Raw genomic sequence first — 24429 nt, forward strand, 5'->3', positions numbered from 1 at the left:
GAGCCCCATGTTCGGAGCCAACATCACCCGCGACGAAGCCGCTGTCCGGAGCCGCCAGCTGGAGGTGACGTCCTACGAGGTGTTGGTCGACCTCACCGGACGCCGCCCGGGCGGCGAGCCGCTGGCATCCCCCGACACCACGTTCGTCTCGACGACGACGGTGCACTTCCGCTCCATCGGCTGCGTCGCCAACGCCAACCTCATCGCCGAGGAGGTCATCGACGCCGACCTCGACGGCGCGCCGCTGCGCCCCGAGGCGTTCGACGGGGAGCACCTCACGCTCGAACTCGCCGAGGGCGACCACACGCTCACCGTGACGGCCGTGATGCGCTTCTCCCGCACCGGCGAGGGCCTCCACCGGTTCATCGACCCGGCCGACGACCGCACGTACCTCTACAGCCAGTTCGAGGTGGCGGACGCCCGCCGCATGTACGCGACCTTCGAGCAGCCCGACCTCAAGGCCCCGTTCCGGCTCACGGTCGTGGCCCCGGCGTCCTGGACCGTTCTGTCGAACGCCCCCGCCGTGGCGCCGACCCCGGCCGACGAGGGCTTCGCCGTGTGGGACTTCGCGCCGACCCAGCCGATCTCGACCTACATCACCGCGCTGTGCGCCGGTGAGTTCCACACCGTCACCGACACCCACACCCGCAACGACGGCTCCACCATCCCGCTGTCGATCCACGTGCGCGCGTCCCTCGCCGAGCACCTCGATGCCGAGCGCATCTTCGAGACCACCCAGCGCGGCTTCGCCGTGTTCGAGGACCACTTCGGGCTCAGCTACCCGTTCGACGACTACGCCCAGATCTTCGTGCCGGAGTTCAACTTCGGGGCCATGGAGAACGCGGGCTGTGTGACGTTCCGCGACGAGTACATCTTCCGCAGCCGGCAGACGCGGGCGTCCTACGAGAGCCGCGACAACACGATCCTCCACGAGATGGCGCACATGTGGTTCGGCGACCTCGTGACGATGAAGTGGTGGGACGACCTGTGGCTCAACGAGAGCTTCGCGGAGTGGGCGTCCCACTTCGCCCAGGCCGAGATCCGCGCCCAGTTCGACGACCGCGCCGACCCGTGGGCGACGTTCAGCAACAGCCGCAAGACGTGGGCCTACCGGCAGGACCAGCTGCCCTCCACCCACCCGATAGACGCGGACATGTACGACCTCGAGGCCGTCGAGCTGAACTTCGACGGCATCACCTACGCCAAGGGCGCCTCGGCGCTGCGCCAGCTGGTGGCGTTCGTCGGCGTCGAGGACTTCCTCGCCGGCGTCCGCGCCTACTTCGCCGAGCACGCCTACGGCAACACCGAGCTGCCCGATCTGCTGGCCCACCTGGAGGCGGCCTCCGGGCGCGATCTGTCGTTCTTCACCAGCCAGTGGCTGCAGACCGCCGGGGTGAACACGCTGGCGGCGGAGTGGGAGCTCGGCGACGACGGGGCCTTCACGCGCTTCGGCATCCGGCAGACCGCGTCGGAGCAGTGGCCCACGCTGCGCCAGCACCGCGTGGCGGTCGGCTGCTACGACCTGGTGGACGGGGCGCTGGTGCGCACCGACCGCGTCGAGTGCGACATCGACGGCCCCTTCACCGAGGTGCCCGAGCTCGTCGGACGCCCGCGCCCGGCCCTGCTGCTGCTCAACGACGACGACCTCACCTACGCCAAGATCCGACTGGACGCGACCTCGCTGGCCACGCTCGTGGAGCACGTCCACGCCCTCGACGACGAGCTCGCCCGAGCCCTGTGCTGGGGCGCGACGTGGGACCTCACGCGCGACGGCGAGATGGCGGTGGCCGACTACGTGGACCTTGTGCTGCGCGGCGTCGGCGTGGAGTCCGACCTCACCGCCGTGAGCGCGCTGCTGGGGCAGGCCCGCCTCGCGATCGACTACTACGCGCCGCGCGAACAGCGCCGCGCCCTCGCCGACCGGTTCCAGGTGGGCGTGGCCCAGCTCATGCTGGCGGCCGAGCCGGGTTCGGACCACCAGCTCGCCCTCGTCCGCGCCCTCGCGCTGGCGATCAACGACGCCGTGGGCGCCGAGGTGCTGCAGGCGTGGCTGAACGGCGAGGAGGTGCCCGAGGGGCTGGCCGTCGACACCGACCTGCGGTGGCGGCTGCTCACCGAGCTGGCCCGCGTCGGTGCGATCGGGGAGGCCGAGATCGCAGCCGAGGCCCAGCGCGACAAGACGGCGACCGGCGCCGAGAAGGCGGCGGGGGCCCGCTCGGCCCTGGCCGACGCCGACGCCAAGGCGGAGGCCTGGGCCGCGGCCACGCAGCGCGACACCCCGAACGAGACGCACTTCCAGATCTGCTCGCAGTTCTGGCAGCTCGACCAGGACGAGCTGCTCGCCCCCTACGCCGAGCGCTACCTCGACGTGGTCGCGGCCATCGCCGAGCAGCGCGACGGCTGGGACAAGCGCTCCACCACCATCCGGCAGCACGTGCTGGGCCTGCTGTTCCCCCGCCCGCTCGCCGACCGCGCGTTCCTCGACCGGCTGGACGCCTTCCTCGCCGCGCGCGAGTTGCCGGATGCCGTCCGCCGCCTCGTCCTCGAGCGCCGCGACGACGCCGAGCGCGCGCTCCGGAACCAAGAGGGGGCGCCGACGCCGCAGGGGGCCCAGAGCGAGCAGCCGGCGGAGTGAGGCACCCGTGAGCGCGACGGTCGCCGAGATGGACGTGTGGCTCGATGGACGGTACCCGCCTGGCCTGGCGGAGGAGTGGGACCAGGTCGGGCTCAGCGTCGGCGAGCCGGACGCCGCGGTGTCGACCGTGCTCCTGAGCGTGGACGTGACCGACGCCGTGGTCGCCGAGGCGATGACCCTGGGGGCCGAGCTGATCGTCTCCCACCACCCGCTGTTGCTGCGCGGCGTGCACGGCGTCCGCGGCGATGAGCCCAAGGGCCGGGTGGTGACCGCGCTGATCCGGGCCGGGATCGCGGTGTACACCGCGCACACCAACGCCGATGCGGCCCCCGGCGGGGTGGCGGACTGCCTGGCCGACGTGCTGGGCCTGGTGGAGCGGCGTCCGCTGGTGGCCGCCCCGGCCGGAGGCGGCCTGGGCCGCATTGGGCGCCTGCCCGAGCCGCGCCCCGCCCGCGCGGTGGCGCGTGCGCTGGCCGCCGGCGTCCCCGCCACCGCCGGCGGGGTCAAGCTGGGCGGTGACCCCGAGCGGCTGGTCAGCAGCGTGGCCGTGCTGGGTGGTGCCGGTGACTCGATGCTGGACGACGCGCGCGCCGCAGGCGTCGACTGCTACGTGACCGGTGACCTGCGCCACCACCCGGCGCAGGATTTCCTCGCCCACGCCGACGCCCCCGTGCTCATCGACGTGCCCCACTGGGCCGCGGAGTGGACGTGGCTGCCCGCCGCCGAAGCGTTCCTGCAGGCGGCGGCGTCCGAACGTGGCGTGCCGCTGACCACCCACGTCTCCACCCTCAACACCGACCCGTGGGCGCTGCGCCTGCCCTGAACCGCCGAGCCGGGGGGCGGGATCGCCGCGACGAAAATTGTCGGAGGCGCCTGCGATGATGGGCACCATGCAGCGCACCGATGCCTTCGTCTCCCCGTCCGACCAGATCGCCCTGGCCCGCTACGCGTGGCCGGTGGACGCCCCGCGCGGCGTCGTCCAGATCGCCCACGGCTTGGCCGAGCACTCGGCGCGGTACGACCGCCTCGCCCGGGCGCTCAACGCCGCCGGCTATGCGGTGGCCGCGATCGACCACCGCGGCCACGGTGCGTCCATCACCGACGTGCCGGGGGACTTCGGTGCGGGAGGCTGGGACGGGCTCGTGGCGGACCTGGTGGGCTTCGGCCGACGGCTCCGCGACGAGAACCCCGACGTGCCGCTGTTTCTCGTGGCGCACTCGATGGGCTCGTTCGCGACGCAGTCGGCACTGTTGGACGCCTCCGACGTGTGGGATGGCGTCGTGCTCTCCGGAACGACGGCGGTCGACGTGACCGTGGCCGCCCTGGCCGAGGGCGGCGGTGGCGGCGGGCTCGAGGCGTTCAACGCGGGCTTCGAGCACCGCACGGGGTACGAGTGGCTCTCGCGGGACGAGGCGGAGGTGGACGCCTATGTCGCCGACCCGCTGTGCGGCTTCGCCACCCCGGAGGCGACGATGCCGGCGATCTTCTCCCACGCCGAGCGGTTGGCGGACGCGGCGGCGCGCGGCGGCGTCCGGCCCGACCTGCCCCTGCTGCTCGTCTCGGGCAGCGACGACCCACTCGCCCGCGGCGGTGACCTCATCGAGCAGCTGGGTCAGCGCTACCGGGACGCGGGGCTCGCGGACGTGACCGTGACCGTGTACCCCCAGGGCCGCCACGAGGTGTTCAACGAGACCAACCGTGACGAGGTGACCGCGGACGTCCTGGCCTGGATCGAGGCGCACACGCCGCGGTGAGCGTTCAGCTGCGCTCGAGCTCGGTCGAGGGATGCGAACGACGGAACCACGTGGGCCCCAGGATGAACAGGGTGAACACGGCACCGATGCCGAACGGGATGATGAGGACCAGCCACAGCATGTCCATGAGCGTCGGCGTGTACGCCTCGGGCCAGCCCGGCAGCGTCTGGAGGATCGGAAGTCCGAGCAGGTGGGTCATGGCCGGAATCGTAGCGGACATCTCCGCCCGGGTGGGTGCGCTAGATTGGGGCTTCGATGAGCGCCACGCATGAGCCCCGACCTGCCCCGGACGACGCCCGCGTGATCTGGGACGCCGACGACATCGCCCGCGCGATGCGTCGCATCGCCCACCAGATCCTCGAGACCAACCGTGGCACCCACCATCTCGTGCTGCTCGGCATCCCCTCGCGCGGAGCGCCCTTGGCGCACCGGCTGGCAGCCCTGATCGCGGACGCCGAGGGGGTGGAGGTGCCCGTCGGTGAGCTCGACATCACGATGTACCGCGACGACCTGCGCCGCCATCCGACCCGGCCCGTGGGGCGCACCCGCGTCCCGGTGTCGCTGGACGGCGCCACCGTCGTCCTGGTGGACGACGTGCTGTACTCCGGTCGGACGATCGCCGCCGCGATGGACGCGCTGAAGGACCTGGGGCGCCCCCGCGCCGTCCGCCTCGCCGTGCTGATCGACCGCGGCCACCACGAGCTCCCCATCCAGGCCGACCATGTCGGCAAGGACCTGCCGACGGCGTCCGACGAGCACGTCCGCGTCCGAATCGCCGAGATCGACGGCAGCGACGCCGTCACGCTGAGCTCCGCGAAGGAGGCGTGATGCGTCACCTGCTGAGCGCCGGCGACCTCTCCCGTGCCGAGGCCCTCTCGCTGCTGGACCTGGCCGAAGAAATGCACGAGGTGCAGCGGCGTCCGATCAAGAAGCTGCCTGCGCTGCGGGGCCGCACCATCATCAACATGTTCTTCGAGGACTCCACGCGGACGCGCACGAGCTTCGAGATCGCGGGCAAGTGGATGAGCGCGGACACGATCAACGTCTCCGCCAAGGGGTCGTCGGTGTCGAAGGGCGAGTCGCTGCGCGACACGATGCTGACGCTGGACGCGATGGGCGTCGACTGCTTCGTCATCCGGCACGCCAGCTCCGGCGCCGTGGCGCAGGCCGCCACGTGGGTGAGGGCCCACGTCGTGAACGCCGGCGACGGCCAGCATGAGCACCCCACCCAGGCCCTGCTCGACGCCTACACGATGCGGCAGCACTTCCGCGCGAAGGGGCTCGGCGACGGGTTCGCGGGCAAGCGGATCGCGATCGTAGGCGACCTGCTGCACAGCCGCGTCGTCCGCTCCAACGTCTTGTTGCAGACGGTGCTGGGCGGCAACGTGACCCTGGTGGCGCCCCCCACCCTGCTGCCGACCGGCGTCGAGAACTGGGACGCCGCCGTCACCTCCGACTTCGACCAGGCCCTGGAGCAGGCCGATGTGGTGATGATGCTGCGCGTGCAGCGCGAGCGGATGGCGTCCGGCTTCTTCCCGAGCGAGCGGGAATACACGGCCGGTTACGGGCTGACCAGCGAGCGGCTGGCCCGGCTGAAGCCGACCGCGGCGATCATGCACCCCGGGCCCATGAACCGCGGCGTGGAGATCAGCTCGCAGGCGGCGGACGCCGCGGCCTCGCGGGTGCTGGACCAGGTGTCGGCCGGTGTCGCCGTCCGGATGAGCGTGTTGTACCACCTGCTGGGTGGGGAGGGAGACCAGTGAGCGCCCACGTCATCAGCGGAGCCCGGCTCGCCGACGGCTCGACGACCGATCTCGCGATCGTCGACGGCCGGTTCGTCGAGGTGGCGGACGCCCCTGCGGACGCCGAGCGCATCGACGCCGACGGGCTGTTGGCCCTGCCCGGCCTGGTCGACCTGCACACCCACCTGCGCGAGCCAGGCCGCGAGGACGCTGAGACGGTCGCCTCCGGCACGCGGGCGGCCGCGCGGGGCGGCTACACCGCGGTGTTCGCGATGCCGAACCTCACCCCTGACACGGACACGGCCGAGGCCGCCCAGTATGTCGCCGAGCTCGGACGCCGCGACGGCACGTGCGAGGTGGTGCCGATCGGCGCCGTCACCAAGGGACGCGCCGGGACGGAGCTGGCCGAGCTGGGGCTCATGGCGCGCCAGGGCGTCCGGGTGTTCTCCGACGACGGCGCCTGCGTGCACGACAGCCTCCTGATGCGCCGCGCCCTCACCTACCTCAAGCCGTTCGACGGGGTCGTGGCCCAACATGCGCAGGACCCGCGGTTGGCGGGGCCGGGCGCGTGCTGCCATGAGTCGGAGATCTCGGGACGCCTCGGTCTGCCGGGCTGGCCGAGCGTCGCCGAGTCGACGGTGATCGCGCGCGACGTGCAGCTCGCCGAGTTCACCGGTGGGCGCTACCACGCCTGCCACATCTCGACCGCGGAGAGCGTCGAGGTGATCCGGTGGGCCAAGGCGCGCGGCATCCACGTCACCGCCGAGGTGACGCCGCACCACCTGCTGCTCGACACGCCGCACGTGGAGACCTACGACACCACGTTCAAGGTCAATCCCCCGCTGCGGACCTCCGAGCACATCGAGGCGCTGCGCGAGGCGCTCGCCGACGGCACGATCGACGTGGTGGGCACCGACCACCCCCCCCACGCGGTGCAGGACAAGGACCACCCCTTCGACGTCGCGCTGCCGGGCATGCTCGGGCTGGAGCAGGCGCTCGCGGTGGTCATGGAGGTCATGGTCGGCTCCGGGCGCATGGACTGGCCGACCCTGGTGGAGCGCATGGCCGTGGCGCCGGCGCGCATCGGACGCCTCGCGCACCAGGGGCGTCCGCTCGCGGTGGGCGAGCCGGCCAACCTGGTGCTGGTGGATCCCGAGCGCCGGGCCATGGTCGACCGGGAGCAGACGGCGTCGCTCTCGCGGAACAACCCGTACCACGGCCGCGAGCTGCCCGACCCCGTGGAGCTCACCGTCTGGGCCGGCCGGGTGACATACCGCCGCTGACCCACCGGGTCGCCCCGATCCCGCTCCCCCCGACCGCCGCCCCCCGCCACGCCGCAACACCGCTGTGCCGCATCTCGCTGCTGAGTCGCGCCTCGCCGCTGTGCCGCGCCTCGCCGCTGTGCCGCGCCACGCTGCTGAGTCGCGCCGCGGCATTTGGACCCGAGGAAATGGCGCCATGGCGCCATTTCCTCGGGTCCAAATGCCCCGGCCCCCCTGTGGCTGCTGGCCAGAGGGGGTCTGCCAGGGTCTGGTTCACCCCGTGGCGCCGTGATGGGGTGGATCCCATGAAGCAACGCACCCTGGGTCAAAACCTCACCGTCTCCGAGATCGGCTACGGCTGCATGAGCCTCACCGGCGCTTATGGCCAGAAGGGCGGGCCGGAGCGGTCGGAATCCATCGCGATGATCCGCCGGGCCGTCGAGCTGGGCGTCACGTTCTTCGACACCGCCGAGGTCTACGGCCCGTTCGCCAACGAGGACATCGTCGGCGAGGCGCTCGAACCCGTCCGCGACAACGTCGTCATCGCCACGAAGTTCGGCTTCGGGTTCGCCGAGAACGGCGTCGAAGCCGGCGGCGTCAACAGCACCCCCGCCAGCATCCGCGCCGCCGTCGACCACTCGCTGCAGCGCCTCCGGACCGACCGCATCGACCTCTACTACCAGCACCGCGTGGACACGACCGTCCCCATCGAGGACGTCGCCGGCACGGTCGCCGAGCTCGTCGAGGCCGGCAAGGTGCTGCACTTCGGCCTGTCCGAGGCCGGCCCGGGCACGATCCGGCGCGCGCATGCCGTGCTCCCGGTCGCCGCCGTGCAGAGCGAGTACTCCATGTGGATGCGTGACCGGGAAGCCGACACGCTGCCCGTCCTCGACGAGCTCGGCATCGGCCTGGTGCCGTTCAGCCCGCTCGGCAAGGAATTCCTCACCGGCACGATCGACGCCACCACGACCTTCGCCGCCGACGACTTCCGCGGCCAGACCCCGCGCTTCCAGGGCGAGGCGTTGCAGGCCAACCTCCAACTCGTCGAGGTGCTGAACCGCATCGCGTCCGAAACCGGAGCCACCCCGGCGCAGCTGGCCCTCACGTGGCTGCTCCACCAGCGCCCCGGGATCGTCCCGATCCCCGGCACGAAGACCCGCAGCCGGATGGAGGAGAACATCGGCGCAGCCGACGTCGAACTCACCCCCCAGCAGGTGGACGCCCTCCGCGCAGCCGCCGACGCGGTGACGATCGTCGGCGAACGCTACCCCGAGGCGCAGAACAAGATGGTCCAGCTGGAAGCCCCGCTGTCCCGGTGACCCGAGCGGGACGCTGCGGCCTCCGCACACCGCATTTGGACCCGAGGAAATGGCGCCATGGCGCCATTTCCTCGGGTCCAAATGCCAATCCAGGTGGGCGACCAACCCAGGTGGGCGAGCAACCCAGGTGGGCTCACACACCGGGGGTCAGGCCGCGGCGGCCTCTAGCTCTTGGGCCAGGGTCAGGATGGACGAGCGGGCCCCTGCGTCCGCGATGGACAGGTAGTCGCACACCCGGACGACGGCCTCCTCCAGGGTGCCCTCGGCGAGCGACGTCACCTCGTCGCCGCGCGCGTCGTTGACCGGTGCGCCGAGGCCGCGCAGGTGCAGCACCCAGGCGGCGACGGCGCGCTCGGCGCCGATGGGCTCTCCCCCGTCGGCGCGCTCGGCGTTGAGCGCCGGCACGATGCGGATCGGGATCTTCTGCGAGCCGTCGGCCGCGATGCGGGCGAGCGCGTCCTTCATCCGGGGGTTGCCGAAGCGCTCCAGCAGCGCCTCGCGGTAGTCGGCGATCTCCTCGGCGGGCAGGGGCAGGTGCTTGGCGGCGACGTCCCACCAGTCGTTGACCCAGCCGGCAACGGTCGGGTCGCTGATGGCCTCGTACACCGTGGGGCGTCCGACGATCGTCGCCGCGTAGGCCATGAGCGAGTGGGAGCCGTTGAGCAGCCACAGCTTGCGCAGCTCGTGGGGCACGATGTCGTCCACGAACGTGGCGCCGGCCTCGTCCCAGGCCGGGCGGCCGTTCTTGAACTCCCCGGCCAGCACCCATTCGGTGAAGGGCTCGGTGGCCACGGCGGCCGGATCCTCCACCCCGGTGTCGGCCTCGACGGCCTCGCGCACCTCGTCGGTGACGCCGGGGGTGATGCGGTCGACCATCGTCGTCACGAACGAGACGTTGGCGTCGACCCACTCCAGCAGCGAGTCGTCCACGAGCCCGGCCAGGTCCCGGACGACCGTCTCGACCATGTGCCCGGAGTCGGGCACGTTGTCGCACGGCACGAAGGTGATGCCGCCGGCGTCCGCCTCGCGGCGGGCCACCAGGCCGGCCACGAACTTGCCGGGCACGGTCGTCACGGACGCCAGGTCCCCACCCTTGAGCGCCTCGACGTCGGCCTTCACGCCGTCGTGGTCGACGTCGAGCCCGCCGCCGCTGGTGCGGACGTAACCGGCCTCGGTGACCGTGGACGTGATGATCGCGACCTGCGGGTCGCGGAAGTAGGTCAGCAGCTGCTCGACGTCCGGGCCGGGGTGGGTGGCCACGACGGAGCTGATCACCTGGTAGTCGTTGCCCTCGGGGTTCTGCACGACGAGGGTGTAGAGGCCGTCCTGGGCCTCCATGGTCTCGGCCATGGCGTAGCTGCGGCCGGTGAACGCAGCGATGCCCCACGCGTCGGCGTCGGGCGCCTGCTCGGTGTACATGGCGGTGTGGGCGCGGAAGAAGTTGCCCAGGCCGAGGTGGACGATGCGCACGGGTGCAGCGGGGCGGCCATCCTGGCTGCGGGAGAGTCGACGGGACACGACAACGGGCCTTTCTCTCGGGTTCCCTCCCGACTCTAGGGCGTTGGCTTGCCGCGCACCCGCGGGTGCACGCGGTTGCCCTGCACCGGCACCCACAGGCTCGTATGCTGTCACCACCATCCGCGGTGCCGACCCAAGGAGCCCCCGTGTCCCCATCAATCGGGCATCAGCCCACCGACATCGCCGTCGAGACGATCGGCGGCCCGCACCAGCACGTGTCGGACGCCGAGCTGGACGCGTTCGTCGCCCGCCGGTTCGCCGACGTCGACTTCGACGGCAAGAACGTGGTGCTCGTGGTGCCGGACGGGACGCGGAGCTGCCCGCTCCCCCTCGTGGTCGCCAGCGTGCACCGCCATCTGGCTGATCGGGTGGCGTCCCTCACCGCCGTCATCGCGCTCGGCACGCACTCCTACATGTCCCCGGCCGCCATCGACCGGTGGTTCGGCGTGCCGGCCGGGCAGACGATCGACGACGTCTACCCGGGCCTGACGGTGGTGAACCACGAGTTCCACGACCCGAGCCAGATCGTCGAGATCGGCACGCTGAGCGCCGACGAGGTGGCCGAGCTGTCGCAGGGCGCGATGCGTGAGGAGGTCGTCGTCGAGATGAACCGCCGTGTCGTCGAGGCCGACATCAACCTGGTCATCGGCCCGGTGTTCCCGCACGAGGTGGTCGGCATCTCGGGGGGCAACAAGTACTTCATCCCCGGCTGCTCCACCCACGACGCCATCGACCTCTCGCACTGGGTCGGCGCGCTCATCGGCGTCGAGGAGATGATCGGCAAGGCCGGCATCACGCCCGTGCGCGCCATCATCAACGCCGGCTCGGCGATGATCCCCGGCTGGCGCCTGGCGCTGTGCCTGGTGGTGGAGTCCGGGTCGGGTGACCTGGAGTCGGTCAGCTTCGGCACCGCCGAGGACGCCTGGGCCGACGCCGCCGAGATCGCCTCGGAGAGCCACGTCGTCCACGTCGACAAGCCGTTCACCCGCGTGCTGGCCATGATGCCGACGCGCTACGACGACATCTGGACCGCCGCGAAGGGCTGCTACAAGATGCAGCCCGCCATGGCCGACGGCGGCGAGGTCATCATCTACGCCCCCCACGTCACCCAGGTCGCCGAGCAGCACCCCGAGATCCTCGAGGTCGGGTACCACTCCATTGAGTACTTCACCAAGCAGTGGGACAGGTTCTCCCACGTGCCCAAGGGCGTCCTGGCCCACTCCACGCACGTCCGCGGGGCAGGCACCTACGACCCGGAGACGGGTGTCGAGACCAACCGGATCAAGGTGACGCTGTGCACCCAGATCCCCGAAGAGGTGTGCCGCCAGGTCAACCTCGGCCACCTGCCGCTGTCGGCGGTGGACATCGAGGCGTGGAAGGCCGACCCGGACGTCTTCGTCCAGGAGAACGCAGGCGAGGTGCTGTACCGCCTGCGCGGCTGACGCCGCGGGACCGCCTGCGCGGCTGGCGCGGGCCGGCTCAGGCCGGGCCGGTGGACTGGCGCACCATGAGGCGCACCGGCACGGTCACCGGCAGGTTCTCCGGCGGCTTGGTGCCGTTCAACGTTGCCACGATCGTGCGCACGGCGGAGTCGCCGAGCATCGTCAGCGGCGCGGCCACGGTGGTGAGGCCGGGCGTGATGATCGCGGAGGCGAAGATGTTGTCGAAACCGATCACGCTGACCTGCTCGGGCACCCGGATGCCACGCTCCCCCAGGCCGCGGATGAGCCCGATGGCCATGAGGTCGTTGAAGCACACCACGGCCTTGAACCGGCGGGCGGCGACGACCTCGGCGGCGCCGCGTCCGCCCTGCAGCGTGGGCGCGAACGGCCCGATGCGGTGCTCGGTGAACCCCATCTCGGTCGCCGAGTCGCGCACCGCCCGCCACCGGATGCCGTCCGCCCACGACGCCTCGGGCCCGGCGAGGTAGGTGATGGAGCGGTGCCCCAGGCCGATGAGGTGCTCGGCGGCGCGGCGGACGCCGTGGCCCATGTCGGGCACGATGCAGTGCAACCCGGCGACGCGCCGGTTCAGCACCACGACGGGCAGCGTCTTGGCGACCGTGCGCAGTTCGGTGTCCGACAACCGCGACGAGGCGATCACGAGGCCGTCCAGCAGCGGCAGTGAGCGGCGCAGCAGCTCCCGCTCCAGCGACTCCGACTCCTGGGCGTCGTTGAGGGTGACGACGAACCCGGCCTCTGCGGCCGCCGCCTGGCAACCGCGGATGACGCGGAAGTTGAACGGGTTGGTGATGTCGGCCACGGCCACGCCGATCACCTTCGTGGTGCTCTTCGCGCTCGTCCGGCTCACCTCGCGGGAGCGGTAACCGAGATCGTCGGCCACCTTGCGGATCCGTTCGGCAGTCTGCGCGCTGACGCGTCCCGGGCGCGAGAACGCCCGGGACACGGTCGACGGACTGACCCCGGCGACCCGGGCCACGTCGTAGATCGTGGCGTCCGAACCCCCCGCTGCGTCGCTGGCCATGGGGCCGAGCCTATAACAAAGGCCTCCCCACGCTCGGGCGAACGGCGGTTCAGCCGTCGATCTTGAAGACTTCCCGCGCCTGGTCGGCGACCAGGGTGTGGACGACCTCCTCGGCCTCGTCGATCTCCAGCCGGTGCTCGACCACCAGCTCCGCGAGGTGGACTGCGTCCAGGCGCCGCGACATGTCGTGGCGCGCCGGAATGGACAGGAACGCACGCGTGTCGTCGATGAACCCGGAGCTCTTGTAGAACGTGCCGTACTCGGTGACCGCCTTGCGCCAGCGGCGGATCGCGTCGGGGGCGTCGATGAACCACCACGGCACGCCCACGTACACGGAGGGGTAGAACCCGGCCAGCGGGCCGATCTCGCGGCTGTAGACCGTCTCGTCCATGCCGAACAGCACGATTCGGAAGTTCGGGTGGGTGCCGAAGGCGTTGAGCACCGGCTCCAGCGCCTCCACCACGTTGTACGCCATCGGGATGTCGCCACCCACGTCGGCGCCGAACCGCTCGAACGTCGGCTGGTGGTGGTTGCGGTGCACGGCGGCGTGGTAGGTCAGCACCAGGCCGTCCTCGGACGCCATGCGGCACTGCTCGAACATGAAGGCCCGACGCAGCGCCAGGTTCTCCTCGGGAGACGCCTCACCGCGGCGCGCCCGGGCATAGACCGCCTCGGCATCGTCGAGCGGGGCCATGTACATGTCGGTGTGGGCGTGATCGGTCGAGACCGCCCCGTTCTCCTTGAAGAAGGCGCGCCGGTTCTCCATCGCGGCGACCCAGCCGGCGAACGTGCCCGTGTCCTCTCCCGTGGCGGCGGCGAGGGCGTCCATCAGGTCTCCCCAGCCCTCGCGGCCGGGCTCGAGGTACTTGTCCGGTCGGAAGGTGGGGCGGACCTCGCGCGTGAACGACGCGTCGTCGCGGATCTTCGCGTGGTGGGAGAGGTCGTCCAGCGGGTCGTCGGTGGTCGCGATGAACGTGATGCTGAAGGTGTCCATCAGCGCCCGGGGGCGGAACGCGTCCGTCGCGAGCTTGGCGGAGATGGCGTCGTAGATCTGGTCGGCCGTCTCGGCGGACGGCCGCACGTCGACGCCGAAGATGTCGACGAGCTCCGACTCCATCCAGAACTTCATCGGCGTGCCGCGGTACAGGTGCCAGTGCTCGCAGAAGATCCGCCACGCGTTGCGCGCCTGCTCGGCGGTGAAGCCGTCGCGGCCCGGCGGGACGCCGAGGTCGGCGAGGTCGACACCCTGGCCGTGCATGATCCGGTTGACGTAGTGGTCGGGGCTCAGCAGCAGGCTGGTCGGGTCCGAGAAGGGGACGTCGTCGGCGATCCACACGGGCGGGACGTGCCCGTGCGGGGAGACGATCGGGAGGTCCTTCACCTGGTCGTACAAGCGCCGGGCGACCGCGCGGGTCTGCGGCTCGGCGGGGAACAGGCGGTCCGGGTTCAGGGTCAACGGCGCTGTCATGGGCCCATTCTTACCCCGCCCCGGCGCGTTGCGCAGGGGTTGGCAGGGGTTGGCAGGGCTTGGCGCGCGTCGCCGTGGCAGGGAAGGAAGCCGTGCAAGGGAAGGAAATCGCGTGCCCGCGGGCCACACGGGTGCGGCAAGATGGGCGGGGTACACCAACGAAGGGATCACCACCACCATGAGCGAGAAGACCTCAAGCGCGCAGATCGGCGTGGTCGGCATGGCCGTCATGGGCTCCAACCTGGCCCGCAACTTCGCCAACCACGGGTATCGCACGGCCATCTTCAACCGCACCTGGGCCAAGACGGAGGCCGTGCTGACGGCCCACCCGGAGGCCCACTTCATCGCGTCGCAGACCGTCGAGGAGTTCGTGGACTCACTGGAGAAGCCGCGCCGCATCATCATCATGGTCAAGGCCGGCGCCGGCACCGACGCCACCATCGACACCCTCATCCCCCTGCTCGAGCCCGGCGACATCGTCGTCGACGGCGGCAACGCGTTCTTCCAGGACACCCGCCGGCGCGAGGAGAAGCTGCGCGCCCACGACCTGCACTTCGTCGGCGCGGGCATCTCCGGCGGCGAGACGGGCGCGCTCGAGGGTCCCTCGATCATGCCGGGCGGCTCGGAGCACAGCTACACCTACGTCGGGTCGATGCTCGAGGACATCTCGGCCAAGGTGCCCGGCCCGAACGGTGACGAGCCCTGCTGCACCTACATCGGCACCGACGGCTCGGGACACTTCGTGAAGATGGTCCACAACGGCATCGAGTACGCCGACATGCAGTTCATCGGTGAGGCCTACGACCTGCTCGCGGGCGCCGGCCTGTCGGCCGCCGAAGCCGCCGACGTCTTTGCCGAGTGGAACACCGGCGACCTCGACAGCTTCCTCATCGAGATCACCTCGGAGGTCCTCCGCCAGACCGACGCCCGCACCGGCAAGCCACTGGTCGACGTCATCGTCGACGCGGCCGGCATGAAGGGCACCGGCACGTGGACCGTCCAGGAGTCGCTGACCCTCGGCGTCCCGGCCGCCTCCATCGCCGAGGCCGTGTTCGCGCGGGCGGCGTCCAGCTCGCCCGAGCTGCGCAAGGCCGCCCGTTCCGCGTTGGAGGGCCCGGACGGCACCGTGACCGTCGAGGACCGGGCCGCGTTCGTCGAGGACGTCCGCCAGGCGCTGTGGTGCGCGAAGGTCATCGCCTACGCCCAGGGCCTGCACCTCATCAAGGTGGCCGCGGTGGAGTACGGCTGGGACATCGACGTGGCCGCGTGCGCCCGCATCTGGCGCGCCGGCTGCATCATCCGCGCCAAGCTGCTCGACCGCATCAGCAACGAGTACGCGGCCAACGACCTCGAGACGCTGCTGGAGGCCCCCTCCATCAAGGCCATGCTCGCCGAGGCCAACCCGTCCTGGCGGCGCGTGGTGGCGCGGGCCACCGAGGCCGGCGTGCCGATCCCGGGCTTCAGCTCGGCGTTGTCGTACTACGACCTCGTCCGGGCCGAGCGGACGAACGCCGCGCTCACCCAGGGGCTGCGCGACTTCTTCGGCTCCCACACCTACCGCCGCATCGACACCGAGGGCACGTTCCACACGGTGTGGAGCGGCGACCGCTCCGAGGTGGAGGCCGTCGACACCCACTGAGCCGGGTGAAATGCGCCGAGCGGCGGCCACCGCCGCTCGGCGTCACTAGGATGACGGGGACAGCGGACGCCCGGTCCGCCCGTGAGGAGGACGCATGGACAGCAACCAGCCGACCGAATCGACCGAGCCGCAGGACCCGACCCCGGTCGAGGAGCTCAACGACGAAGGCGTCGGCGGCACCATGGGTGCCGACAACACCTTCGAGCCAGAAGAGGACGAGGACGCCCCCGTCGAGCCCAGCTGAGCGCGTCTCCAGCTGAGGACGGCGGGGACGCGACTCCCCCACCGACACGAGGGCGCCCCGGACCAGACGGTCCGGGGCGCCCTCGTTGCTGCGGGGACAGGCATCACCACCGGGTCAGCGCGGCGATCCCCCCGGCCCGGGCCAGCTCCTCGTCCTCGACCACGGTGACGGACGCCCCCGTCTCGGCCGCCTGCTCCAGCACGCGCTCGACGAGGAGGTCCTCATCAACGCCCTTCAGGAACGACGCGGCCTCGGCACCCACGTCGCCGGCGCCCAGCGTCAGGTCAGGCGTGATCGCGAGCCGGTCGACGCGGTGCTCAGCCAGAGCGCGGAGCACGGCGTCGGCACCGGACACGCCGTTGCCGTCGGTCATGGCGGCCGCGGCGAGGGCGTCGGCGGCGACCTTGGCGCCCCGAGTGCGGGCGACCTCGGCGAGGTCATCGGCGAGCCGCTCCCCCACGGACGCGGCGTCTTCGCCGGTGATCTGGGCCTCGATCGTCTTCACGACGCGGTCGGCGACATCGGCCGGCAGCGCCTCGACGAAGGGGGTGAGGCTCCCCGGCGCGTGCGCGATGACGATGGACTCGGCCTCCAGGTCGGGCAGCGCCTGCGCGAGCTGGGCGGCGGCGTCCGCCAGGAAACGGCGGGAGTGCTCGTCGGAGCGGGCCTCGACCTGCTGCTCGTGGGTGCGCAGCCGGGGCAGGTGGCCGCCCTCGCTGCCGCCGCGGGCAGAACGCCACGCGTCGAGGTCGGACTCCACGCCGGTCTCGGTGCCGTCGACGATGCGGCCGTCCCACCAGCGCAGCACGCTCATCTCGTCGTTGTCGATCAGCACGACGGCCACGGGGCGGCCGCGGTCGAGCAGTTCGACGAGCGGCGCGATGTAGGGGTGCGCGTCCCAGCGGGCCTGGGAGGCCTCGAGGGAGAGCTGCGAGGTGACGCGGTGGGAGTAGCTGCCATCGACGGTGCGGAACAGCGCCAGCGAGCGGCCGCGCTGCGCGGGCGTCAGCTCGCGGATCTCGGCCTCGATCTCGTCGGACACATCGCGCCAGGCGAGCACCGTGTCGCGGTCACCCTCGGCCTCGATGGCCTCGCCGACCTCGCGCAGACCGTTGCGCAGTTCGACGAGCCAGGCGGGAGTGTCGGAGTTGTTCTCCGGCTTGCGGGGGTCGGTGTCCAGGTAGAGCGACACCACGGGGCTGTCGGGGCGCGCCGTCGTCAGCTCGGTGAGCGTGTCCGGGTGCGGGTACGCGGGCATGGATCTCCTTGGTCGGCGTGAACAAAACGTTCAACCACCCTAGCCAACCGGATCAATGCCCGGGGTCGGCCAGCGCGGCGTACGCCACCTCCAGCAGCGGTTCGGGCGGGCACTCCCGGCCCGTCATGAGCCGGATCTGCTCCACCGCCTGCCCCACCAGCAGATCGATGCCCGAGAGCTGGATCACCCCGGCGGCCCGCGCGGCGCGGTCGAGCTCGGTCGGGTAGTGGTTGTACGTGGCGTCGAAACAGGCGGACGCCCCCGCCGCCAGCCCGGCGGCCACCTCGGGTGTCAGCGGTGCCGAGACGGTCGACACCACCAGGTCGGCCCGCCCGTCGGGCACGGTGCCCCACGTCCCGAAAAAGAGGCGGACGCCGAGGGCGTCCGCCAGCCCCCCGAGGCTCGCCGCGGCCCGCTCCGACGACCGCACCAGGGCCACCACCTCGCGCACCCCCAGCTGCGCCAGGGCGAACAGTGCCGAGCGGGCGGTGGCACCGTTGCCGAGCAACCACGCCGTCCCCACCCGCGTCACCCCGGCCCGAGCGAGGGCGCCGACGAGCCCGGTGACGTCGGTGTTCTCCACCCGGGCGTCGGCGAACAGGAACGTGTTGGCCGCCTCCAGCAGGCGCGCGGTGGGCGACGGCGTCCCGAGGGTGAGCAGGACGCGCTTGAGCGGCATGGTGCACGACAGGCCGACCCACTCCGGGCCACAGCCCTCGATGAAGGTGGCCAGGCCGGTCTCGCCGACCTCGTGGCGCCCGTAGTCCCACTCCCCCGCGATGCCCAGCACCTCGTAGGCGCGGCGGTGGATCAGCGGGCTGAGCGAGTGCGCGACCGGCTGGCCCAGCACGGCGCAACGGCGCACGCCCGCGGGTTGGGGCGAGACGCCGCCGCTCACGGCCTGCCCCCGGCCCGCGTGCCCGGCACCGCGGGCCACCGCGCGGCGGCGGCGTGCAGGGGCTCGGGCAGGGGGGTGGGCTGGCCGTGGGCGTCCCCGTGCACGACGACCGAGACGGCGCGGGCCGCCACGTCCCCGGTGACGGGGTCGACGATCTGGGCGGCGAGGGTGGACGACGTCCGCCCCAGCGCGCCGATCGCCGTCCGCACCACATACGGTTCGCGGCGGAAGACCATCTGGCGGGTGTGCGTCAGGTCTTGGCGCGCCACCAGCCAGGTGCGTTCGGGGGTCTCACCCGTGCCGGTGCGGATCGGGGCGTCCAGCAGTGCGCCGTACAGCGCGACGCGCGCCTCGGCGACGTAGTCGAAGTACAGGGTGTTGTTGACGTGGCCATACCGGTCGATGTCCGACCAGCGCACCGCCACCGGGTGCTCGTGGGCCGCGCCACCGACGTGCCAGCCGCCGACGTCACGCAGCGGCTCCAGCGGCACGGCCTGCTCGGCGAACCAGGCCCGCTCGGGGGGCGCCAGGCGCGTGGGGCGTCCGGACGCGAAGTCGAACAGGCACAGGGTGGTGCGGGCCCTGACGGCGAGCAACCCACCCTCGTGCAGCGTGTACGCGATCGTGAACCGGGACGCCCCCACCTCACCCACCGCCACCTCGGCCGTCAGCGGGCCGACGCCGAACCCCAGCGGGGCGAGGTACTCCACCTGCTGGCCGACCACCACGATGCCGTTGCCGAGCAGGTGCGCGTTCGGGCTGTCGCTCAGGTAGGCGACGCGCGCCTCCTGCAGGTAGTCGAGAACGGCCGCGTTGTTGACGTGACCCTGCGCATCCAGGTCGACCCACCGCTGCGCCACGGTGGTGCGGTACGCGTTCAGTCGTCGTCCTCGGCGTCGTAGAGCGAGTCGACCAGCCCGGCATAGGTGTCGGCGATGTTCTTGCGGCGCAGCTTCATGTTGGCGGTGAGCCCGCCCTCCTCCACGGTGATCTCGTGATCGAGCACCGCGAAGCGCTTGACGGTCTCCCAGCGCTCCAGCTTGGCGTTGGCCTTCTCGAGGTCCCGCTCGAGCGACGCACGCATCTCGGGGTGCTGCGTGATGGCCGCGTAGTCGAGGTCGGTGTGCCCATGGCGCGAGGCCCAGTTCTCGGCGGCCGCCGGGTCCAGCGCGATGAGCGCCGAGACGTATTTGCGGCCGTCCCCCACCGCCACCACCTGTGAGGCGTAGGGGATGTTGGCCAGCAGCGCCCCCTCCACCTTCTGCGGCGCCACGTACTTGCCGCCGGAGGTCTTCATCAACTCCTTCTTGCGGTCGGTGATCCGCAGCTGGCCGCCCTCGTCCAGCTCGCCGATGTCGCCGGTGTGGAACCACCCGTCCACCAGCACCTCGGCGGTCCGCTCCGGATCCTTGTGGTAGCCGCGCATCACGCCGGGGCCCCGGACGAGCACCTCGCCGTCGTCGGCGATGCGGAACTCGCTGCCGGGCAGCGCGCGTCCGACGGTGCCGAAGTGCGGGTCGGTGGGCAGATCGACCGACGCGACCGCCGACGTCTCGGTGGAGCCGTACCCCTCCGCGATCACGATGCCGGCGGCGTAGAACCACTGCTGCACCTGGGAGCTGAGCTTGGCCGAGCCGGAGATGAAGAAGTCGAGATTGCCGCCCATCCGGTCGTGCAGCTTGCTGAACACGAGGCGGTGCGCCACGGCCCGCTGCACCGCCAGCGCCTTCGGCAGCGGACGCCCCTGCAGCCGGTAGGGCACCGTCTTGTGCCCCACACCGAACGCCCAGGCGGCGATGCGCTTCTTGACGCCGTGGGCGGAGTTGGCCTTGACGGCGTTGCGGACCTTCTCGAAGATGCGCGGGGCGCCGCACATGATGTCGGGGTGGGTGGCGCCCAGCCCGGGCACGATCTGGTCGAGGCGTCCGTCGACGGCGGTCGCGAAGCCGATGCGGAGCTGGATCATGAGCACGGCCTTGCCGAACACGTGGGACAGCGGCAGCCAGAAGTACTGCACCATGTCGGCGCGGATGATGTCGAGGGCCTCGATGCCGACGCCCTCGTAGGTCCAGTTGCTGTGGGTCAGCTCGACGCCCTTCGGCAGGCCCGTCGTGCCCGAGGTGTAGATGAGGGTGGCGAGGCCGTCGGCGGAGGTGGCGGCGACGGCATCGTCCATCGCGGAGGGGTGCTCGGTGAGGTGCTCGCGGCCGCGGGCGCGCAGGTCGTCCAGCGACAGGGCGTCACCGTCCTCGGCGGCATCGAACAGCACGACCCCGGCGAACTGGTCGAGCCCGACGGCGGAGCGCAGCTTGGCCAGCTGGTCGGCGTTCTCGCCGACGAAGATCCGCGACTCCGAATGGGTGATGATGTGGGTGAAGTCCTCACCATGGATGTTCGGGTACACGGTGGTGGTCGCCCCGCCGGCGCAGTTGACCGCCAGATCCATCAGCACCCACTCGATGCGGGTGTTGGACGCGATGGCCACCCGGTCCTCCACCTGCAGGCCCAGGGCGAGGAGCCCCGCCCCGATCTCCCACACGGCGTCGCGGGTCTGCTCCCAGGTCAGCGAAACCCAGCCCCCGGCCCCGTCGGGGTGCCGTAACGCCTCGCTGCGGGGCGTGGCCGCCACCCGCTCGAGAAACATCGCGCCCACCGTCGGCGGACGCTCATCGAGCAGTTGCTGGATGTTCGTCATCGAATCCCTCTCCTCCATGCGCCCCCGGGCCACACTTTCGGGCCAGTGTAGGGGCAGACCGACGATTGAACGCTCAAAGGGTGACTAGAATGCTGGGCATGTCGGCCGCCCCGCAACCCCGTTGGCTCAGCGCGGAACAGCAGGCCGTCTGGCGCGTCTACCTCGACGGCGTCGCCCGCATCCAGGACGCCCTCGACGCCGACCTGCGCTCCCACGGGCTCGACCTGGCGGAGTACGAGATCCTCGTGCGGTTGTCGGAGTCCGACGACCGCTCCATGCGGATGTCCGATCTCGCGGAGGCCACCCGCCAGTCCCGGTCGCGGCTCACCCACACGGTGACGCGGCTGGAACGCAACGGCCATGTCACGCGCGCCCCCGCCCCGGACGACCGCCGCGGCGTCATGGCCTCTCTCACCGACGCCGGTTACGCGCTGCTCGAACGGGCGGCGCCGCACCACGTGGCCGCGGTGCGCGCCGTGCTCGTCGATGTGGCGGACCCGGCCGACTTCGCCGCGTTGGGGCGCGTCATGGGGGCCGTGATGGCGACCCCTGCGGCGGGGGCCGGCTCCTGAGCAAGGCACCCACGAGCCGGGCCGACGTGACAGACTCACTGGGTGTGACGACCCCCGATGCGACCTGGGACGACTTCGCTGACCGCCTCGCGCGGCGCGGGGCGGCGCCGGCCGACGCGTCCACGCTCACCCGCGCCCTGTATTCCACCGACGCGTCGCTGTACCGCGTCGTGCCCCGCGGCGTGGCACGGCCTCGCGACCGCGTCGAGCTCGAGAACGTGGTGGACGCCGCGCGCGCGGCCCGGGTGCCGCTGACGACGCGCGGTGCGGGCACCTCGTGCGCCGGCAACGCCGTCGGCCCCGGCGTGGTGGTCGACGTGGCGCGTCATCTGCGCACCATCCACGCCATCGACCCGGTGGCCCGCACCGCCGTCGTCGACCCGGGCGTGGTGCAGGACGTGCTCTCGCGCGCCGCGCGGGTGCACGGCCTGCGGTTCGGCCCCGATCCGTCCACGTTCAGCCGTTGCACGATCGGCGGCATGATCGGCAACAACGCCTGCGGCCCGCGGGCGCTGGGGTACGGCCGGTCGAGCGACAACGTCGTGGCCCTCGACGTGGTGACCGGCACCGGGGAGCGGCTGACGCTGGACTCGCGGGCCGACCTGCGGGACTCCGACTCGCCGACGCTGCAGGCGCTGCACGCGCTGGTGATGGCCAACCTGGGCGTGATCCGGACGCAGTTCGGCACGTTCTACCGGCAGGTCTCGGGCTACGGGTTGGAGTGGCTGCTGCCGGAGAATGGTTTCGACGTCGCCAAGTTCCTGGCCGGCAGCGAGGGGACGCTGGCCGTCATCACGCGCGCCACCGTGCGGCTGGTGGCCGATGCTCCCTTCACCACGATGCTCGCGCTCGGCTACCCCACGATGCCGGACGCGGCCGACGCCATGCCGGCGATCCTGCCGTTCCGACCCACCGCGGTGGAGGGCATGGACCGCCGCATCGTCGACGTCGTCTCGCGAACTCTCGGCGTGGACGCAGTCCCCCGGCTGCCCGACGGGGACGGGTGGATCTTCGTGGAACTCGTGGGCGACGACCCGGCCGAGGTGGCCGAACGCGCCGCCGGGCTGCTCGCGGCGTCCGGTTGCCTCGACGGCGAGGTGGTGGACGACCTCGTGGTGGCGGCGGCGCTGTGGAAGATCCGCGCCGACGGTGCCGGACTCGCCGGGGTGTCCCTCGACCGCCCCGCACACGCCGGGTGGGAGGACGCGGCCGTGCCGCCGGCGCGGCTCGGGGCCTACCTGCGCGACTTCGACGCGTTGCTCGCGCGTCACGGGTTGCAGGGGCTCCCCTACGGCCATTTCGGGGACGGTTGCGTGCACTGCCGCATCGACTTCCCCCTGACCCAGACCGACGACGGCCCGGCCGCCTACCGGGCGTTCGTGGAGGAGGCCGCCGATCTCGCGGCCTCGTACGGCGGGTCGATGTCGGGCGAACACGGCGACGGCCGTGCCCGCTCGGAGCTGTTGCCGCGCATGTACTCCCCCGAGGCGCTGGCACTGTTCGCGGCCGTGAAACGGATCTTCGACCCCGACAACCTGCTCAACCCGGGCGTCCTCGTCGATCCGGCTCCGCTGGACGCCGACCTGCGGGCCCCCGCCGTGCGGCGCACGCCCCTGTTCACCACCCACCGGGGTTTCGTCGACGACGTGCACCGGTGCACCGGCGTCGGCAAGTGCGTCGCGAGCACGCCCACCGGCGTCATGTGCCCGAGCTGGCAGGCGACGCGGGACGAGAAGGACTCCACCCGCGGGCGCGCCCGCATCCTGCAGGAGATGGTGAACGGATCGCTCGTCACGGGCGGGTGGCGCGCCGCCGAGGTGCACGAGGCGCTCGACCTCTGTCTCTCCTGCAAGGGGTGCGCCCGCGACTGCCCGACGGGCACCGACATGGCGGCGTACAAGTCGACCGTGCTGCACGAGGCCTACCGCGGCCGACTGCGGCCCCGGGATCACTACTCCATGGGGTGGCTGCCGCTGTGGGGGCGGCTGGCCACGTCTGTTCCGCTGCTGCCGCGGCTGGCGAATCTGGCGATGCAGACGCCGGGGTTGGCGCCCGTGGTGAAGGCGGTGGCAGGGGTCGACCAGCGCCGGGGCATGCCGCGCTTCGCGGCGCACTCCAATCGCGAGACGGTGCGCCGAGCCGTCGGGGACGCACCGGTGGGGACGCGGGGCGAGGTCGTCTTGTGGGTCGACTCGTTCAACGATGCGTTTGCGAGCGACACCGTCGCCGCCACCGCCGCCGTGCTGGTCTCGGCCGGGTGGGCGCCGCGCCTGCTGGAGCGCACGGCGTGCTGTGGGCTGACCTGGATCACCACCGGACAGCTGGACGCCGCCGCCCGGGAGCTGCGCCGGGCGACCGCCGTGCTCCACCCGTTCGTGGCCCGGGGCGTCCCGATCGTCGGAACCGAACCGAGCTGCCTGGCCGTGTGGCGCTCCGACGCCGTCGAGCTGGTGGACGACCCCCGGGTCGCCGAGGTGGCGGCCGCGACCCACACGCTCGCCGAGCTGTTGGCGAGCGTCGAGGACCACCCGCTGCCCGACCTGAGCGGCCACACGATCGTCGCTCAGCCGCACTGCCACGAGGCCTCGGTCATGGGCTGGGCGGCCGAGGCTGCCCTGCTGGAGCGGACCGGTGCGGAGATCGTCCGCGTCAAGGGCTGCTGCGGGCTGGCCGGCAACCACGGCATGGTGGCGGGCCACTATGACTTCAGCCGCGCGGTGTTCAACACCCAGCTCGGGCCGGCCCTCGCCGCGGCCGGGCCGGACGCCATCATCCTCGCCGACGGGTTCAGCTGCCGCACGCAGTTGGCGGATCTCGAGGGGCGCACCGCGCTCACCCTGGCCGAGCTGTTGGTGGCCCATCCGGCGGTGGAGCGCGTCTGAGCCCGCCCACGGTGACGACCCGGCCGGCGCCCGGCCGGTCACGCCGTATACTGGACGCC

Annotated in this window: 20 protein-coding genes; 12 read left to right on the forward strand and 8 right to left on the reverse strand. The window is 71.9% G+C overall.

Features of this window, described 5'->3' with window-relative positions; translation table 11 throughout:
• Positions 1-7 precede the first annotated feature (7 nt).
• The 3 genes from pepN (at position 8) to PCC79_RS10685 (ending at position 4389) form a co-directional block, all read left to right on the forward strand.
• Complete coding sequence (gene pepN / locus PCC79_RS10675; protein WP_342371809.1) at positions 8-2635, forward strand: aminopeptidase N; 2628 nt, start codon at positions 8-10, stop codon at positions 2633-2635.
• A 7-nt stretch (positions 2636-2642) separates the two neighbouring features.
• The gene (locus PCC79_RS10680; RefSeq protein ID WP_342371810.1) at positions 2643-3458 is read left to right on the forward strand and encodes a Nif3-like dinuclear metal center hexameric protein; all 816 of its coding nucleotides are present in this window, start codon (positions 2643-2645) and stop codon (positions 3456-3458) included.
• A gap of 67 nt (positions 3459-3525) precedes the next feature.
• Complete coding sequence (locus PCC79_RS10685; RefSeq protein ID WP_232547545.1) at positions 3526-4389, forward strand: alpha/beta fold hydrolase; 864 nt, start codon at positions 3526-3528, stop codon at positions 4387-4389.
• Positions 4390-4393: 4 nt separating this feature from the next.
• Here PCC79_RS10685 and PCC79_RS10690 read toward each other — a convergent pair whose 3' ends face one another.
• Positions 4394-4588: a LapA family protein gene (locus PCC79_RS10690; RefSeq protein ID WP_232547544.1), complete on the reverse strand. Its 195-nt coding sequence runs from the start codon at positions 4586-4588 to the stop codon at positions 4394-4396.
• Between the two features lie 56 nt (positions 4589-4644).
• Between PCC79_RS10690 and pyrR the strand changes: the two genes are divergently transcribed.
• The 4 genes from pyrR (at position 4645) to PCC79_RS10710 (ending at position 8712) form a co-directional block, all read left to right on the forward strand.
• On the forward strand, positions 4645-5217 hold the full coding sequence (pyrR, locus tag PCC79_RS10695; RefSeq protein WP_342371811.1) for a bifunctional pyr operon transcriptional regulator/uracil phosphoribosyltransferase PyrR: 573 nt from the start codon (positions 4645-4647) through the stop codon (positions 5215-5217).
• The gene (locus PCC79_RS10700; RefSeq protein WP_232547543.1) at positions 5217-6152 is read left to right on the forward strand and encodes an aspartate carbamoyltransferase catalytic subunit; all 936 of its coding nucleotides are present in this window, start codon (positions 5217-5219) and stop codon (positions 6150-6152) included. The genes pyrR and PCC79_RS10700 overlap by 1 nt, the downstream gene beginning before the upstream one ends.
• Entirely contained in the window at positions 6149-7414 is a 1266-nt protein-coding gene (locus PCC79_RS10705; RefSeq protein ID WP_342371812.1) for a dihydroorotase, read from the forward strand. Before PCC79_RS10700 ends, PCC79_RS10705 begins: the two co-directional genes overlap by 4 nt.
• 284 nt (positions 7415-7698) lie before the next feature.
• Positions 7699-8712 (forward strand): aldo/keto reductase, encoded by a 1014-nt coding sequence (locus tag PCC79_RS10710; RefSeq protein WP_342371813.1) that lies wholly within the window; start codon positions 7699-7701, stop codon positions 8710-8712.
• Positions 8713-8859: 147 nt separating this feature from the next.
• Here PCC79_RS10710 and PCC79_RS10715 read toward each other — a convergent pair whose 3' ends face one another.
• Positions 8860-10230, reverse strand: a complete 1371-nt coding sequence (locus tag PCC79_RS10715) for a mannitol dehydrogenase family protein (protein ID WP_342371814.1) — start codon at positions 10228-10230, stop codon at positions 8860-8862.
• Positions 10231-10376: 146 nt separating this feature from the next.
• Between PCC79_RS10715 and PCC79_RS10720 the strand changes: the two genes are divergently transcribed.
• Complete coding sequence (locus PCC79_RS10720; RefSeq protein ID WP_232547539.1) at positions 10377-11672, forward strand: lactate racemase domain-containing protein; 1296 nt, start codon at positions 10377-10379, stop codon at positions 11670-11672.
• A gap of 37 nt (positions 11673-11709) precedes the next feature.
• On the opposite strand, the gene PCC79_RS10725 is transcribed toward PCC79_RS10720, so the two are convergent.
• Together PCC79_RS10725 and uxaC are read right to left on the reverse strand one after the other, a co-directional pair.
• On the reverse strand, positions 11710-12714 hold the full coding sequence (locus PCC79_RS10725; protein ID WP_232547538.1) for a LacI family DNA-binding transcriptional regulator: 1005 nt from the start codon (positions 12712-12714) through the stop codon (positions 11710-11712).
• A 49-nt stretch (positions 12715-12763) separates the two neighbouring features.
• Positions 12764-14182 (reverse strand): glucuronate isomerase, encoded by a 1419-nt coding sequence (gene uxaC / locus PCC79_RS10730; RefSeq protein ID WP_342371815.1) that lies wholly within the window; start codon positions 14180-14182, stop codon positions 12764-12766.
• 178 nt (positions 14183-14360) lie between these two features.
• On the opposite strand from uxaC, the gene gndA reads away from it, so the two are divergent.
• On the forward strand, positions 14361-15821 hold the full coding sequence (gene gndA / locus PCC79_RS10735) for an NADP-dependent phosphogluconate dehydrogenase (protein ID WP_342371816.1): 1461 nt from the start codon (positions 14361-14363) through the stop codon (positions 15819-15821).
• Positions 15822-15915: 94 nt separating this feature from the next.
• The gene (locus tag PCC79_RS10740) at positions 15916-16065 is read left to right on the forward strand and encodes a hypothetical protein (protein ID WP_232547535.1); all 150 of its coding nucleotides are present in this window, start codon (positions 15916-15918) and stop codon (positions 16063-16065) included.
• Between the two features lie 103 nt (positions 16066-16168).
• Here PCC79_RS10740 and PCC79_RS10745 read toward each other — a convergent pair whose 3' ends face one another.
• From PCC79_RS10745 to PCC79_RS10760, 4 genes are read right to left on the reverse strand one after another with little or no spacing between them, the layout of a single operon-like run.
• Positions 16169-17323, reverse strand: a complete 1155-nt coding sequence (locus tag PCC79_RS10745; RefSeq protein WP_232547534.1) for a host attachment protein — start codon at positions 17321-17323, stop codon at positions 16169-16171.
• A gap of 52 nt (positions 17324-17375) precedes the next feature.
• Positions 17376-18173, reverse strand: coding sequence for a shikimate dehydrogenase (locus PCC79_RS10750; RefSeq protein ID WP_342371817.1), 798 nt, complete (start codon positions 18171-18173; stop codon positions 17376-17378).
• 44 nt (positions 18174-18217) lie between these two features.
• Complete coding sequence (locus PCC79_RS10755; RefSeq protein ID WP_342371818.1) at positions 18218-19081, reverse strand: acyl-CoA thioesterase; 864 nt, start codon at positions 19079-19081, stop codon at positions 18218-18220.
• 17 nt (positions 19082-19098) lie between these two features.
• Positions 19099-20916, reverse strand: coding sequence for a long-chain fatty acid--CoA ligase (locus PCC79_RS10760; RefSeq protein ID WP_342371819.1), 1818 nt, complete (start codon positions 20914-20916; stop codon positions 19099-19101).
• 98 nt (positions 20917-21014) lie between these two features.
• Between PCC79_RS10760 and PCC79_RS10765 the strand changes: the two genes are divergently transcribed.
• Both PCC79_RS10765 and PCC79_RS10770 read left to right on the forward strand, forming a co-directional pair.
• The gene (locus PCC79_RS10765; RefSeq protein ID WP_342371820.1) at positions 21015-21488 is read left to right on the forward strand and encodes a MarR family transcriptional regulator; all 474 of its coding nucleotides are present in this window, start codon (positions 21015-21017) and stop codon (positions 21486-21488) included.
• Positions 21489-21532: 44 nt separating this feature from the next.
• Entirely contained in the window at positions 21533-24370 is a 2838-nt protein-coding gene (locus tag PCC79_RS10770) for an FAD-binding and (Fe-S)-binding domain-containing protein (RefSeq protein WP_425325632.1), read from the forward strand.
• The last annotated feature ends 59 nt before the right edge of the window (positions 24371-24429 follow it).

It is taken from the genome of Propioniciclava soli (genome assembly GCF_038502305.1).
GTDB lineage: Bacteria > Actinomycetota > Actinomycetes > Propionibacteriales > Propionibacteriaceae > Propioniciclava > Propioniciclava soli.

Coding starts and splice junctions, on each gene's coding strand:
- pepN (WP_342371809.1), top strand. CDS start 8: ATGTTCGGAGCCAACATCACCCGCGACGAAGCCGCTGTCCGGAGCCGC.
- PCC79_RS10685 (WP_232547545.1), top strand. CDS start 3,526: ATGCAGCGCACCGATGCCTTCGTCTCCCCGTCCGACCAGATCGCCCTG.
- PCC79_RS10690 (WP_232547544.1), bottom strand. CDS start 4,588: ATGACCCACCTGCTCGGACTTCCGATCCTCCAGACGCTGCCGGGCTGG.
- pyrR (WP_342371811.1), top strand. CDS start 4,645: ATGAGCGCCACGCATGAGCCCCGACCTGCCCCGGACGACGCCCGCGTG.
- PCC79_RS10700 (WP_232547543.1), top strand. CDS start 5,217: ATGCGTCACCTGCTGAGCGCCGGCGACCTCTCCCGTGCCGAGGCCCTC.
- PCC79_RS10710 (WP_342371813.1), top strand. CDS start 7,699: ATGAAGCAACGCACCCTGGGTCAAAACCTCACCGTCTCCGAGATCGGC.
- PCC79_RS10725 (WP_232547538.1), bottom strand. CDS start 12,714: ATGGCCAGCGACGCAGCGGGGGGTTCGGACGCCACGATCTACGACGTG.
- uxaC (WP_342371815.1), bottom strand. CDS start 14,182: ATGACAGCGCCGTTGACCCTGAACCCGGACCGCCTGTTCCCCGCCGAG.
- gndA (WP_342371816.1), top strand. CDS start 14,361: ATGAGCGAGAAGACCTCAAGCGCGCAGATCGGCGTGGTCGGCATGGCC.
- PCC79_RS10740 (WP_232547535.1), top strand. CDS start 15,916: ATGGACAGCAACCAGCCGACCGAATCGACCGAGCCGCAGGACCCGACC.
- PCC79_RS10745 (WP_232547534.1), bottom strand. CDS start 17,323: ATGCCCGCGTACCCGCACCCGGACACGCTCACCGAGCTGACGACGGCG.
- PCC79_RS10760 (WP_342371819.1), bottom strand. CDS start 20,916: ATGACGAACATCCAGCAACTGCTCGATGAGCGTCCGCCGACGGTGGGC.
- PCC79_RS10765 (WP_342371820.1), top strand. CDS start 21,015: ATGTCGGCCGCCCCGCAACCCCGTTGGCTCAGCGCGGAACAGCAGGCC.